This window comes from Flavobacterium sp. 2 (assembly GCF_049949195.1).
In the GTDB taxonomy this organism is placed as follows: Bacteria; Bacteroidota; Bacteroidia; order Flavobacteriales; family Flavobacteriaceae; genus Flavobacterium.
Genome location: NZ_CP188206.1, coordinates 1,841,925 through 1,856,925 on the forward strand (window position 1 = coordinate 1,841,925; position 15,001 = coordinate 1,856,925).

General features: G+C 35.8%; 12 protein-coding genes and 4 tRNA genes. All 16 read right to left on the reverse strand.

What is annotated here, in order from left to right:
• Positions 1 to 8: 8 nt before the first annotated feature.
• Complete coding sequence (gene rpoC / locus ACNFIH_RS07835) at positions 9 to 4,316, reverse strand: DNA-directed RNA polymerase subunit beta' (protein WP_426486191.1); 4,308 nt, start codon at positions 4,314 to 4,316, stop codon at positions 9 to 11.
• A gap of 259 nt (positions 4,317 to 4,575) precedes the next feature.
• Complete coding sequence (gene rpoB / locus ACNFIH_RS07840) at positions 4,576 to 8,388, reverse strand: DNA-directed RNA polymerase subunit beta (protein ID WP_142450671.1); 3,813 nt, start codon at positions 8,386 to 8,388, stop codon at positions 4,576 to 4,578.
• 266 nt (positions 8,389 to 8,654) lie between these two features.
• Positions 8,655 to 9,026 carry a 50S ribosomal protein L7/L12 gene (rplL, locus tag ACNFIH_RS07845; protein ID WP_026730429.1) on the reverse strand — a complete coding sequence of 124 codons (372 nt, stop codon included), beginning with the start codon at positions 9,024 to 9,026 and terminating at the stop codon, positions 8,655 to 8,657.
• A gap of 93 nt (positions 9,027 to 9,119) precedes the next feature.
• Complete coding sequence (gene rplJ, locus ACNFIH_RS07850) at positions 9,120 to 9,623, reverse strand: 50S ribosomal protein L10 (RefSeq protein WP_115889624.1); 504 nt, start codon at positions 9,621 to 9,623, stop codon at positions 9,120 to 9,122.
• Between the two features lie 22 nt (positions 9,624 to 9,645).
• Positions 9,646 to 10,335, reverse strand: a complete 690-nt coding sequence (gene rplA / locus ACNFIH_RS07855; protein WP_012024013.1) for a 50S ribosomal protein L1 — start codon at positions 10,333 to 10,335, stop codon at positions 9,646 to 9,648.
• Between the two features lie 13 nt (positions 10,336 to 10,348).
• Positions 10,349 to 10,786, reverse strand: a complete 438-nt coding sequence (rplK, locus tag ACNFIH_RS07860) for a 50S ribosomal protein L11 (RefSeq protein ID WP_008466923.1) — start codon at positions 10,784 to 10,786, stop codon at positions 10,349 to 10,351.
• 67 nt (positions 10,787 to 10,853) lie between these two features.
• On the reverse strand, positions 10,854 to 11,405 hold the full coding sequence (gene nusG, locus ACNFIH_RS07865; RefSeq protein ID WP_031456759.1) for a transcription termination/antitermination protein NusG: 552 nt from the start codon (positions 11,403 to 11,405) through the stop codon (positions 10,854 to 10,856).
• A 10-nt stretch (positions 11,406 to 11,415) separates the two neighbouring features.
• Positions 11,416 to 11,613, reverse strand: a complete 198-nt coding sequence (gene secE, locus ACNFIH_RS07870) for a preprotein translocase subunit SecE (RefSeq protein WP_008466927.1) — start codon at positions 11,611 to 11,613, stop codon at positions 11,416 to 11,418.
• An 18-nt stretch (positions 11,614 to 11,631) separates the two neighbouring features.
• Positions 11,632 to 11,702 (reverse strand) — tRNA-Trp (locus ACNFIH_RS07875).
• A gap of 59 nt (positions 11,703 to 11,761) precedes the next feature.
• On the reverse strand, positions 11,762 to 12,949 hold the full coding sequence (gene tuf, locus ACNFIH_RS07880; protein WP_026730432.1) for an elongation factor Tu: 1,188 nt from the start codon (positions 12,947 to 12,949) through the stop codon (positions 11,762 to 11,764).
• A gap of 55 nt (positions 12,950 to 13,004) precedes the next feature.
• Positions 13,005 to 13,076 (reverse strand) — tRNA-Thr (locus tag ACNFIH_RS07885).
• Positions 13,077 to 13,155: 79 nt separating this feature from the next.
• Positions 13,156 to 13,236, reverse strand: a tRNA-Tyr gene (locus tag ACNFIH_RS07890).
• 61 nt (positions 13,237 to 13,297) lie between these two features.
• Positions 13,298 to 13,371 (reverse strand) — tRNA-Thr (locus ACNFIH_RS07895).
• A 91-nt stretch (positions 13,372 to 13,462) separates the two neighbouring features.
• On the reverse strand, positions 13,463 to 13,765 hold the full coding sequence (gene hpf, locus ACNFIH_RS07900; RefSeq protein WP_035652108.1) for a ribosome hibernation-promoting factor, HPF/YfiA family: 303 nt from the start codon (positions 13,763 to 13,765) through the stop codon (positions 13,463 to 13,465).
• Positions 13,766 to 13,800: 35 nt separating this feature from the next.
• Entirely contained in the window at positions 13,801 to 14,694 is an 894-nt protein-coding gene (locus ACNFIH_RS07905) for a tyrosine-type recombinase/integrase (protein ID WP_426486192.1), read from the reverse strand.
• Positions 14,695 to 14,800: 106 nt separating this feature from the next.
• Positions 14,801 to 14,995, reverse strand: a complete 195-nt coding sequence (gene rpsU, locus ACNFIH_RS07910; RefSeq protein ID WP_026730435.1) for a 30S ribosomal protein S21 — start codon at positions 14,993 to 14,995, stop codon at positions 14,801 to 14,803.
• Between the last annotated feature and the right edge of the window lie 6 nt (positions 14,996 to 15,001).

The following is a 15,001-nucleotide window of genomic DNA, read 5'->3' on the forward strand; positions in this document are numbered from 1 at the left end:
TTTCCTAATTAATAAATGTATTCTTCTTTATTAGCCATCATTTCATTGTAATCGTCTTTAGATCCTACGATAGTGTTATCGTATTCTCTCATACCAGTTCCCGCAGGAATTCTGTGTCCAACAATTACATTTTCTTTTAATCCTTCTAGATCATCTACTTTACCAGCTACTGCAGCTTCGTTAAGTACTTTCGTTGTCTCCTGGAATGAAGCCGCAGAAATGAATGATTTAGTTTGTAACGAAGCTCTTGTAATACCTTGTAAAACTGGCGTTGCAGTTGCAGTAATTACGTCTCTTGCTACAACAAGATTTTTATCTGTACGTTTCAATAATGAATTTTCGTCACGTAATTCACGAGGTGTAATAATCTGACCTGGTTTCAATACTGAAGAATCTCCAGCATCTTCAACTACTTTCATACCATATAATTTATCGTTTTGAACGATGAAATCTTTAGTGTGAATTAATTGATCCTCTAAGAATAAAGTATCACCTGGATCCTGAACTCTTACTTTACGCATCATTTGACGAATAACTACCTCAAAGTGCTTGTCATTGATTTTTACCCCTTGTAAACGGTAAACCTCTTGAATTTCATTTACCAAGTACTGTTGAACAGCAGCTGGACCTTGAATTCTTAAGATATCATCTGGTGTAATTGCACCGTCAGACAATGGAACTCCCGCTCTTACGAAGTCATTTTCTTGTACTAAGATTTGGCTAGAAAGTTTAACTAAATACTTTTTAATCTCACCAAATTTAGATTCGATAACGATCTCACGGTTACCTCTTTTAATTTTTCCGAAAGATACAACACCATCAATTTCAGATACAACTGCTGGGTTTGAAGGGTTACGAGCCTCAAGCAACTCAGTAATTCTTGGTAAACCTCCCGTGATATCGCCTGCTTTAGAAGAACGACGTGGGATTTTCACTAATACTTTACCTGCTTTAATTTTCTCACCATTTTCAACCATTAAGTGTGCACCTACTGGTAAGTTGTAAGAACGAATCAATTCACCTTCTTTACCATAAACTAATAAAGTTGGGATTAATTTTTTGTTTCTAGCCTCAGAAATTACTTTTTCCTGGAAACCAGTCTGCTCATCGATCTCAACCATGAACGATTGTCCTTGCTCTAAATCCTCGTAAGCAATCTTACCAGTAAATTCAGAAACAATTACACCGTTATATGGATCCCATTTACAGATTACAGTTCCTTTAGCAACAGTATCTCCATCATTAACAAAAATACTAGATCCGTAAGGAATGTTATGTGTATTTAAAACAATTCCAGTTTTCTCGTCAACTAATTTCAACTCAGTTGAACGTGAAACTACGATATCAACAGAGTTTCCTTCTCCATCTTCTCCTTTAACTGTTTTTAAATCTTCAATTTCAAGTCTACCTGCAAATCTTGTAACAATACTAGACTCTTCAGAGATACCTCCAGCAACCCCTCCAACGTGGAACGTACGAAGTGTCAACTGTGTACCTGGCTCTCCAATAGACTGAGCTGCAATAACTCCGACAGCTTCACCTCTTTGTGTCATCTTACCAGTAGCTAAGTTTCTACCGTAACATTTAGCACAAATACCTTTTAAAGCTTCACAAGTTAATGGAGATCTAACCTCTACTTTTTCAATTGGAGAAGCTTCGATAGTTCTCATAATTGCTTCAGTAATTTGTTGACCAGATTGAACCATTACTTCATTAGTAAGTGGATTTATAACATCTTGCAATGCAACACGTCCTAAAATTCTTTCTCCTAATGACTCAACGATTTCCTCATTTTTCTTCAATGCAGCAACTTCAACACCTCTTAAAGTTCCACAATCTTCGATGTTAACAATAACATCTTGAGAAACGTCATGAAGCCTTCTTGTTAAGTAACCAGCATCGGCCGTTTTAAGAGCCGTATCCGCAAGACCTTTACGAGCACCGTGAGTAGAAATAAAGTACTCAAGGATCGAAAGACCTTCCTTAAAGTTAGAAAGAATCGGGTTTTCAATAATCTCACCACCACCAGCAGTAGATTTTTTAGGCTTAGCCATCAAACCACGCATACCAGTTAACTGACGAATCTGTTCCTTAGAACCCCTCGCCCCAGAGTCAAGCATCATATATACAGAGTTGAAACCTTGCTGGTCTTCTCTAATATTTTTCATTGCTAATTCTGTTAACTGAGCATTTGCTGAAGTCCATACGTCAATAACTTGGTTGTAACGCTCGTTATTTGTGATAAGACCCATGTTATAGTTAGTTGAGATACCTTCAACTTGCTCTCTAGCATCTGCAATTAACTTAGTTTTTTGTTCTGGAATTCTAATATCACCTAAAGAGAATGATAAACCTCCTCTAAATGCGAATTTATAACCCATATCTTTCATATTATCCAAGAAAGCTGCCGTTGTAGGTACATCAGTCACACTTAAAATGTGTCCGATAATATCTCTAAGGTTTTTCTTAGTCAATACGTCATTGATATATCCAGCTGCTTCAGGTACTACTTCGTTAAATAATACACGTCCTGCAGTTGTTTGAATAATTTTGTACACTAATTCTCCAGCATCATTAAAATCTTTTGCTCTAATTTTCACGCGAGCATTCAATTCTAATCTTCCTTCGTTTAATGCAATGTTTACTTCTTCAGCAGAATAGAAAGTCAAATCCTGACCTAAAATAATGTGATCTTCTGTAGAAATACGCTCTTTGGTCATATAATATAGACCCAAGACCATGTCTTGAGAAGGTACAGTAATTGGAGCACCATTTGCAGGGTTCAAGATATTGTGAGAAGCCAACATTAATAATTGTGCCTCTAAAATAGCCTCTGGCCCTAATGGTAAGTGAACCGCCATCTGGTCACCATCGAAATCGGCGTTGAAAGCCGTACATACTAATGGGTGTAACTGGATCGCTTTTCCTTCAATTAATTTTGGCTGGAAAGCCTGAATACCAAGTCTGTGCAAAGTAGGAGCACGGTTCAGTAATACTGGGTGTCCTTTAATTACGTTTTCTAAAATATCCCAAACTACCGGCTCTTTTTTGTCAATGATTTTCTTAGCAGATTTTACTGTTTTTACAATACCTCTTTCAATCAATTTACGGATTACGAAAGGTTTGTATAACTCAGATGCCATATCTTTTGGCAATCCGCATTCGAATAATTTTAACTCAGGACCAACAACAATTACCGAACGAGCAGAATAATCCACACGTTTTCCAAGTAAGTTTTGACGGAAACGTCCTTGCTTACCTTTTAAGGAATCAGATAATGATTTTAATGGTCTGTTAGATTCTGTTTTAACAGCAGAAGCTTTACGAGTGTTATCAAATAATGAATCCACAGATTCTTGTAACATACGTTTTTCGTTTCTTAAGATAACTTCTGGAGCTTTAATCTCCATTAATCTTTTCAAACGGTTGTTACGGATGATTACACGACGGTATAAGTCGTTCAAATCTGAAGTTGCAAAACGACCTCCATCAAGTGGTACAAGCGGACGTAATTCTGGTGGGATAACTGGAACCACTTTCATAATCATCCATTCTGGACGGTTTTCGCGGTTTTCGTTAGACTCACGGAAAGACTCAACAACTTGTAATCTTTTTAAAGCTTCAGTTTTACGTTGTTTAGATGTTTCGTTGTTAGCGCTGTGTCTTAATTCATAAGATAAAGCATCTAAGTCAATACGAGCCAATAAATCCATAATACACTCTGCTCCCATTTTGGCAACAAATTTATTTGGATCTAAATCATCTAAATATTGGTTTTCCTGCGGAAGAGTATCTAAAATATTTAAGTATTCTTCTTCAGTTAAGAAATCTAATCTTTGTAATGATTCTCCATCAGCATTTTTAGCAATACCAGCTTGGATTACTACGTATCTTTCGTAGTAAATGATCATATCTAATTTCTTAGATGGAAGACCAAGGATATAACCAATTTTGTTTGGAAGAGAACGGAAGTACCAGATATGAGCAATTGGCACAACAAGGTTGATGTGTCCTACTCTATCACGACGTACTTTTTTCTCAGTAACTTCAACACCACAACGGTCACAGATGATACCTTTGTAACGAATTCTTTTATACTTACCACAAGCACATTCGAAATCTTTTACTGGTCCGAAGATTCTTTCGCAGAAAAGTCCATCACGCTCCGGCTTGTGAGTTCTATAGTTAATTGTTTCTGGCTTTAAAACCTCTCCTCTTGATTCTTTCAAGATAGATTCTGGTGAAGCCAATCCAATAGAAATTTTGTTAAATCTTTTTACTGGATTCTTATCTTTATTGTTTCTGTTATTCATCATAGTTTTTACTATTGATTTATTTGCAATTAAAAAATTGAATTTAGATTTATAATCTACTCTTAAAAAAATAAGAGTTAATCATTCAGCTACTACCTCGGGTTACTTCTCTAAACCTCAAATTCTTATTTGAAGCGCTAGTTATAAAATGCCTTGCATTGTTATAAAAAATCGGAACGGGTTACGGGTATAAATCTTTAAAAACTTATTATAAATGAGTAATCAGTCCCATTAAAAAATGAGACTGATTACAAAACTTTTATTATTCTTCCAAACGAAGATCTAAACCTAGACCTTTCAATTCGTGCATTAATACATTGAATGATTCAGGTAAACCTGGTTCTGGCATAGTTTCACCCTTAACGATAGCTTCGTAAGTTTTAGCTCTACCAATAACGTCATCAGACTTAACAGTTAAGATTTCACGTAAAGTACTAGAAGCTCCATAAGCCTCAAGTGCCCAAACCTCCATCTCTCCAAAACGCTGACCTCCAAATTGAGCCTTACCTCCAAGTGGTTGTTGCGTAATCAATGAGTATGGTCCGATAGAACGTGCGTGCATCTTATCATCAACCATGTGTCCTAATTTAAGCATGTAAATTACACCCACAGTCGCTTTTTGTGCAAAACGCTCTCCAGTTCCACCATCATAAAGATATGTATGTCCAAAACGTGGTACGTTAGCCTCATCAGTCAAAGCATTGATTTCGTCTAGAGAAGCACCGTCGAAAATTGGAGTAGCAAATTTTCTACCCAAGTTCATACCAGCCCATCCAAGAACGGTCTCATAAATCTGACCAATGTTCATACGTGAAGGTACCCCAAGTGGATTCAATACGATATCTACCGGTGTTCCATCTTCTAAGAAAGGCATATCTTCATGACGAACGATTCTAGCAACAATACCTTTGTTACCGTGACGTCCTGCCATTTTATCACCAACTTTTAACTTACGTTTTTTAGCGATATAGATTTTAGCCAATTTCAAGATTCCAGATGGTAATTCATCTCCAACTGTAATAGTGAATTTCTCTCTTCTTAAAGCTCCTTGCAAGTCGTTCAGCTTAATTTTATAGTTATGAATTAAATCATTAACCATTTTATTTGTAGCATCATCAGCAACCCATTGACCTTTGCTTAAGTGAGCGAAATCTTCTACTGCGTAAAGCATTTTTTGAGTATATTTTTTACCTTTTGGTAAAACTTCTTCACCCAAATCATTCATTACACCTTGAGATGTTTTTCCGTTAACGATCAAGAATAATTTCTCAACTAATCTGTCTTTTAATTCAACAAATTTAGTTTCGAATTCCATTTCTAAAGCGCCTAAAGCATCTTTATCCTGAGTACGTTTACGTTTATCTTTTACGGCTCTTGCAAATAATTTTTTGTCAAGAACTACACCATGTAAAGATGGAGAAGCTTTTAATGAAGCATCTTTTACATCACCTGCTTTATCTCCGAAGATTGCACGAAGCAATTTCTCCTCTGGAGTAGGATCAGATTCTCCTTTTGGTGTAATTTTTCCGATCAAAATGTCGCCAGGTTTAACCTCTGCTCCAATTCTGATCATACCGTTTTCATCTAAATCTTTAGTAGCCTCTTCAGAAACGTTAGGAATATCGTTTGTTAACTCTTCGTTTCCTAACTTAGTATCTCTAACCTCTAATGAATAATCATCAACGTGGATAGAAGTAAAAATATCATCACGAACTACTTTCTCAGAAATTACAATCGCATCCTCGAAGTTGTACCCTTTCCATGGCATGAACGCAACTTTTAAGTTTCTACCTAAAGCTAATTCTCCATTTTGAGTAGCATATCCTTCTGATAATACTTGTCCAGGAATAACTCTGTCACCTTTTCTTACGATTGGTTTCAAGTTAATACTTGTACCTTGATTGGTTTTTCTAAATTTAATTAGGTTGTATGTTTTCTCATCTGCATCAAAACTAACCATTCTTTCGTCTTCTGTACGATCGTATTTAATAGTAATGATATTAGCATCAACATATTCAACAGTACCATGCCCTTCAGCATTGATTAATACTCTTGAATCTGAAGCTACCTGACGCTCTAAACCTGTACCTACAATTGGAGCTTCAGGACGGATCAAAGGAACTGCCTGACGCATCATGTTTGATCCCATCAACGCACGGTTCGCATCATCATGCTCCAAGAAAGGAATCAAAGATGCAGAAATCGAAGCGATCTGGTTAGGAGCAACGTCTGTATAATGAACAACTGATGGCTCAACAACCGGGAAGTCACCTTCCTCACGAGCAATAACATTGCTTGCTGTAATTTTACCTGTAGCATCCATTTCAATGTTTGCCTGAGCAATCATTTTACCTTCTTCTTCTTCAGCACTTAAGTAAACTGGAGTACTTTCTAAATCAACTACACCATTTGTTACTTTACGGTATGGAGTTTCGATGAATCCCATTCCGTTAACTTTTGCATAAACACCAAGAGATGAAATCAAACCAATGTTTGGTCCCTCAGGAGTTTCAATCGGACATAAACGACCATAGTGAGTATAGTGAACGTCACGAACCTCGAAACCAGCTCTCTCTCTTGAAAGTCCACCTGGTCCAAGTGCAGAAAGTCTTCTTTTGTGTGTAATCTCAGCTAATGGATTCGTTTGGTCCATAAATTGAGATAACTGGTTAGTACCAAAGAAAGAGTTGATAACTGATGATAATGTTTTAGCATTGATCAAATCAATTGGTGTAAACACCTCGTTATCTCTAACGTTCATTCTCTCACGAATAGTTCTAGCCATACGTGCTAAACCAACACCGAATTGTTGAGACAATTGTTCACCAACTGTTCTAACACGACGGTTTGATAAGTGATCAATATCATCAATCTCTGCTTTAGAGTTGATCAATTCGATCAAATATTTAACGATTGTAATGATATCCTCTTTAGTAAGCACTTGCTTATCCATAGGGATATCTAAATCTAATTTTTTGTTCATTCTGTAACGACCAACTTCACCTAAGTTATAACGTTGATCAGAGAAGAACAATTTATCTATAATACCACGAGCAGTTTCCTCATCAGGCGGTTCAGCGTTACGCAACTGACGGTAAATGTGCTCTACAGCTTCTTTTTCAGAGTTTGTTGGATCTTTTTGTAACGTGTTGTGGATAATCGCATAATCTGCTTGGTTGTTATCCTCTTTGTGTAACAAAATAGATTTTACGTTAGAATCGATGATCTCTTCAACATTATCTTTGTCGATAATTGTATCACGATCAAGGATGATTTCGTTACGTTCGATAGAAACTACTTCTCCAGTATCTTCATCTACGAAATCCTCATGCCAAGTGTTCAAAACACGCGCAGCAAGTCTTCTTCCAATATATTTCTTAATACCCGTTTTAGAAACTTTAATTTCTTCTGCTAAGTCGAAAATTTCAAGGATATCCTTATCTCTTTCGAAACCGATAGCACGGAATAAAGTTGTTACAGGTAATTTTTTCTTTCTATCGATATACGCGTACATTACGCTGTTAATATCAGTAGAGAATTCTATCCAAGATCCTTTAAAAGGAATTACTCTCGCAGAATAAAGTTTAGTTCCATTTGCGTGGAATGACTGTCCAAAGAAAACCCCAGGAGAACGGTGTAATTGTGATACTACAACACGCTCGGCACCATTAATAACAAAAGTACCACTTGGAGTCATGTAAGGTATTGTTCCAAGATAAACATCTTGTACAATTGTTTCAAAATCTTCGTGTTCTGGATCTGTACAGTATAGTTTTAACCTGGCTTTTAAAGGCACACTATAAGTAAGACCTCTCTCTATACATTCTTGAATTGTATAACGTGGCGGATCAACAAAATAATCTAGGAATTCCAATACAAAGTTGTTTCTTGTATCTGTAATTGGGAAGTTTTCCATGAAGGTATTGTATAACCCTTCGTTGCCTCTTTCGTCAGATTTCGTTTCTAATTGGAAGAAATCTTTAAAAGATTTAACCTGAACATCCAAGAAATCCGGATAATCAGGAATGTTTTTAGTAGAGGCAAAATTCAATCTTTCAGTCTGATTTGTTATCATCAATGGACAAAATTTTGATTAAAAAAAAGTAATTTTTTTGTGTAAAAACACACTGCGTAGTTTATACTTTCTTTTTAAAATCAATACATCTTTAAAAATAAAACGATAAAATCAGGTTCCATTTTTTTTCTTCGTATTGATCAAAAACTCTTTCGTATATTAAACTATTTGATAATAAAATTTAATGTATTTTATTATACGAAAAATGGTTTAGGCCTTTGAGTGTTAACTCAGGACCTAAACCTAGTTCTTAAAACCGAGTTGAATTATTTTAATTCAACTACAGCTCCAGCTTCTTCTAATGCTTTCTTAAGACCTTCAGCCTCTTCTTTAGAAACACCTTCTTTAACGTTGCTTGGAGCACCGTCAACTACATCTTTAGCTTCTTTCAAACCTAAACCTGTAAGTTCTTTTACTAATTTCACAACTGCTAATTTAGAAGCACCAGCTTCTTTTAATACAACTGTAAATTCAGTTTGTGCTTCTTCAGCAGCACCTTCTCCACCACCAGCAGCAACTACTACAGCTGCAGCAGCAGGCTCGATACCATACTCGTCTTTTAATATTGTTGCTAATTCGTTAACTTCTTTAACTGTTAAGTTAACTAATTGTTCTGCGAATTGTTTCAAATCTGCCATTTTTTCTATCGTTTAAAATGATTTGTAAAAATATAATTTAATTATTGTGCGCTAATTTAAGCAACAAGGAAGCAAGCTTCCCTGCTTTGATTATTATGCTTCAGTTTCTTCTTCGCTACCTGCGAATTTGTTTTGTAAAGCAGAAATAATTCTTTGAGCTGGAGATTGTAATAATCCAATGATTTCTCCGATAAGCTCTTCTTTAGATTTAATTGTAGCTAATGCATCTAATTGGTTATCCCCAATATATACTTCAGAATTGATGTAAGCTCCTTTTAAAACTGGTTTATCAGATTTCTTACGGAAATCTTTGATAATTTTTCCAGGTGCGTTAGCAACATCAGAAATAAAGATAGCACTGTTACCAGTTAAAACTGTTGGTAAATCACCATAATCATTAGCAGAAGCTTCCATTGCTTTAGCAAGCAAAGTATTCTTAACTACTTCTAATTTGATACCAGCTTTAAAACAAGCTCTACGTAAGTTTGAAGTTGTCTCTGCGTTTAAACCAGAAATATCAGATACATAAATGATATTTGTACCAGCTAACTGCGCAGTTAAATTTTCAATCGCGATTGATTTTTCTTCTCTAGTCATACTAAAAATTTTTAACTACCAATTATACTGCTTTTGGGTCTAATGCAATAGCAGGACTCATTGTGCTTGTAAGGTGGATACCTTTAATGTATGTACCTTTAGCAGCAGTTGGTTTAAGTTTTATTAATGTTTGAATAATTTCGTGTGCGTTGTCAACAATTTGCTCAGCTCCAAAAGAAACTTTACCAATTCCTGCGTGAACGATACCAGTTTTATCAACTTTAAAGTCAATTTTACCAGCTTTAACCTCTTGAACAGCTTTTGCAACATCCATAGTTACAGTACCTGTTTTAGGGTTTGGCATTAAACCTCTAGGTCCTAAAATACGACCTAATGGACCTAATTTCCCCATAACAGCTGGCATAGTGATGATAACATCAACATCTGTCCAACCATCTTTAATTTTTTGAAGGTAATCGTCAAGACCAACGTGATCTGCTCCAGCTTCTCTTGCTTCAGCCTCTTTATCTGGAGTAACCAATGCTAATACTTTAACATCTTTTCCTGTTCCGTGAGGTAAAGTTACCACACCTCTTACCATTTGATTCGCTTTTCTAGGATCTACTCCTAAACGAACTGCGATATCAACAGACTCATCAAATTTTGCAGAAGCAACAACTTTCAATAATGCAGCAGCATCTTTTAGAGAGTATAATTTGTTCTTTTCAATTTTTGAAGCAGCCTCTTTTTGCTTTTTTGTTAATTTTGCCATGTCTTTTTCTTAATTAAAAAGGAGCATCTCCTGATACAGTTATACCCATAGATCTAGCTGTTCCAGCAACCATACTCATAGCTTTCTCAATTGTGAAAGCGTTTAAGTCTGGCATTTTGTCTTCAGCAATAGTTCTAATTTGTTCCCAAGTAACGCTAGCTACTTTTTTACGATTAGGCTCACCAGAACCAGATTTTAGCTTTGCAGCTTCCATTAACTGAACTGCTGCTGGAGGAGTCTTAACAACAAAATCAAATGATTTGTCTTTGTACACAGTGATTTGCACTGGACAAATTTTGCCAGGTTTATCCTGAGTTCTAGCATTAAATTGCTTACAGAACTCCATGATGTTAACCCCAGCAGCTCCTAAAGCAGGTCCAACCGGTGGCGACGGGTTCGCAGCACCTCCCTTAACTTGTAGTTTAACTACCTTACTAATTTCTTTAGCCATTTTTAAAAAATTTATCACTGTAATCAATGGAAGCGATTACAATGGTTTATTATAGTGTAACAAAAAATTATACTTTTTCAACTTGCATAAAACTTAATTCCAATGGAGTTTTTCTTCCGAAAATCTTAACCATAACCTCAAGTTTACGCTTTTCTTCATTGATTTTTTCAACCGTTCCGTTAAAGCCATTGAAAGGACCATCGATCACTTTCACAGTTTCTCCTAAACTGAAAGGAATTGCACGAGTATCAGTATTAACAGCTAACTCATCTACTTTTCCTAACATACGATTTACTTCAGACAACCTCAAAGGAACAGGTTCCCCACCTTTGATCTCTCCTAAAAAACCAATTACACTTGTAATAGACTTAATAATATGAGGTATCTCACCAACTAAGTTAGCTTCAATCATAACATATCCAGGGAAATAAACTTTATCCTTAGACATTTTTTTCCCTTCTTTTACAGTAACCACTTTTTCAGTAGGAACTAAAACTTGGGAAACATAATCCTCCATCCCTAGTCTGGCAATCTCAGTTTCGATATAAGCTTTGACTTTATTTTCTTGTCCGCTTACAGCTCTGACTACATACCATTTTTTCACATTATTATCTGCCATCACAAAAAAATTATCCTTTTAACCAGTTAAAAAATCCAGCCAAAGCTTTTGCAAAAAATTCGTCTACTCCCCATGTTGCCAAAGCGAACAGAATCGAAAATACAGCCACAACAATTGTCAATTTTTGAACCTCAGCCCATGCTGGCCAAGTAACATTTGACTTTAACTCCTCGAAAGCCTCTGATAAATAATTAGTAACTTTTGTCATTTGATATATTTTTTATTGCACGGGCGGAGGGATTCGAACCCCCATCAACGGTTTTGGAGACCGCTATTCTACCCTTGAACTACGCCCGTAATTAAAGCCAGTTGATTTCAATAAAGAAAATCAACTGGCTTTTTATTTATTTATAGAATTACTCTACGATTTCAGTAACCTGACCAGCACCAACTGTTCTACCACCTTCACGGATAGCGAAACGTAAACCTACGTTCATAGCGATTGGGCTTAATAAAGCAACTTCAATAGTTAAGTTATCACCTGGCATTACCATCTCTACACCTGCTGGTAAAGAAATAACTCCTGTTACGTCAGTTGTACGTACGTAGAACTGTGGACGGTAGTTATTGTGGAATGGAGTGTGACGTCCACCTTCTTCTTTTTTCAAGATATAAACCTCAGCTTTGAATTTAGCGTGTGGTTTTACTGAACCTGGCTTAATAATAACCATACCTCTTTTGATATCAGCTTTATCAATACCTCTTAACAATAAACCTACGTTATCTCCAGCTTCACCTCTGTCTAGGATTTTACGGAACATCTCAACTCCTGTAATAGTAGAAGTTAATTTTTCAGCTCCCATACCAATGATTTCAACAGGATCTCCAGTGTTAGCAACTCCAGTTTCGATACGACCTGTAGCAACAGTTCCACGACCTGTAATTGTAAATACGTCCTCAACTGGCATTAAGAATGGTTTAGCAACGTCACGTACTGGCTCTTCGATCCAAGCATCAACAGCTTCCATTAATTCAATAATTTTAGGTACCCAGTTTGGATCATTGTTTAATCCTCCTAATGCAGAACCTTGAACTACAGGACCATTATCTCCATCATATTCGTAGAAAGATAATAAATCTCTAATTTCCATTTCAACAAGCTCTAACAACTCAGCATCATCAACCATATCCACTTTGTTCATGAAAACAACGATTCTTGGAATACCAACCTGACGTCCTAAAAGGATGTGCTCACGAGTTTGTGGCATTGGACCATCTGTAGCAGCAACTACTAAGATAGCTCCGTCCATTTGAGCAGCACCAGTAACCATGTTCTTTACGTAATCCGCGTGACCTGGACAGTCAACGTGAGCGTAGTGACGGTTAGCTGTTTCATACTCTACGTGTGATGTATTAATAGTAATACCTCTTTCTTTCTCCTCTGGAGCGTTATCGATTTGATCAAAAGATTTTGCTTGACAGTAACCAGCATCAGACAATACTTTTGTAATTGCTGCAGTTAATGTAGTTTTTCCGTGATCCACGTGTCCAATTGTACCTATGTTTAAGTGCGGTTTGGAACGATTAAAATTCTCCTTTGCCATTTTACTTAATTTTTAATCTTAGTTATATATTAATTTTCAATTTCCTACTTACTTGAGCCAATGTCGGGATTTGAACCCGAGACCTCTTCCTTACCAAGGAAGCACTCTACCCCTGAGCTACACCGGCAGAGCCTTAATTTAGATTTAAGATTTTTCTTATTTTAATTTTTACAGTTTAAAAAAGAATTCAAAATCTATTTTTTTTGTGGGGAGAGCAGGATTCGAACCTGCGAAGTTCACACAGCAGATTTACAGTCTGCCCTCGTTGGCCGCTTGAGTATCTCCCCTAATTTTTAAAATTCCATTATTCTAAAGAACAAATTTCAAATCGCATTTGAAATATTTTTGAGCCGATAGAGGGACTCGAACCCACGACCTGCTGATTACAAATCAGCTGCTCTAGCCAGCTGAGCTACATCGGCGAATGCATTAAAAAAGTCCGCTATTTCTAACGGACTGCAAATGTAACTATTTTATCTTTGAATCAAAACATTTTTCAAAAAAAAATTTCAATTATATATGTGCTCTTATTTTTTCTTTCCTTTTTACCAATAAACGTTCTAACGATTCTGCCGAAAGCTCAACCGCTTCTTCAAATGTCTTGCATTGCTTTTTTACCAAAAAATCATCTCCCGGAACATTAATCTTTATCTCTACTGCCTTATTTTCCTTATCACTTGTTCTCTCCACTTTTAAAAAAACGTCTGACGACACTACTCGATCGTAATATTTTTCTAACTTATCCATTCTTTCTTGAATAAAATCCACCAATTTTCGGTCAACAGTAAAGTTAACTGCATGAACATCTACCTTCATAATACTAATTTTAGGGTTAAACATTTCAGAAATCATTATTTATTTCGAGGATGCGCATCATTATATGTCTTTTTGAGTTCCGCCAAACTATTATGAGTATACACTTGCGTAGACGCCAAACTCGAATGCCCTAATAATTCCTTAACTGAATTTAAATCTGCTCCATTATTCAATAAGTGAGTTGCAAAAGTATGCCGTAGCACATGCGGACTTTTTTTCACCTTTTCAGAGACCCTACTAAAGTAAGAATTTATTAATCGATACACAAAAGATTCACTCAATTTTAATCCTTTTTTTGAAATAAAAAAATAATCCTCATCTTGAATATCTTCAACCAAAGAACGCTCACTTAAATACAACTTTAATTCATCAGCAACAATAGGCAAAACCGGAATGATTCGCTCTTTATTCCTTTTCCCCAAAACCTTAATTACATTTGAAGACAAATCAACATTATACAACATCAAATGTATCAACTCCGCTCTTCGCATTCCAGTTGTATAAAACAAATCAACAATCAACTTATCCCTTACCTCTTCAAAACCAACCGGAGCCTCTATACTTTGAATCAAATCCCCCAGTTCTTTTTCAGAAAACGGTATCTGAACATTTTTCGGCGTTTTCAAAGCCTTGTGCTTCAACATTGGATTCACTTCAATTTGCTTCGATTTCAAAAGAAATTTATAAAACGACTTTAATGAAGCCATTTTTCTATTAACAGAAACATTTGCAACACCGTCATCAACCAAAGAAACAATCCAACTTCTGATTTGACTATAATTCGAATTTTCGATTCCATCTTGCTCGAAATGAAGCTTGTTAAATTCCTCAAAAAACGAAATATCATTTAGATAAGCATTAACAGTATGCAAAGAATATTTCTTCTCCAACTGAAGATAATCCCGAAAAGCATCTTTATTTAACTTCATTATAACCAATTTATCCATTCATACTTAATCCCAAAATTAAGCATAAAAAAACCGTTAGTGTCAAAATTTCGACAACTAACGGTAATTATTTTTAAAAAGCGTAATACTAACTTTCTAAGCTATCTTTCAAGCCTTGGATGTAAGCAGCTTTTTGAATTTGTGCTCTTTTGATAACAGAAGGCTTAATAAAAGCAGTACGCGCTCTTAATTGACGAACAGTTCCTGTTTTATCAAATTTTCTTTTATAGCGCTTTAATGCTCTATCGATATTTTCTCCGTCTTTAATTGGTATAATTAACATAATATA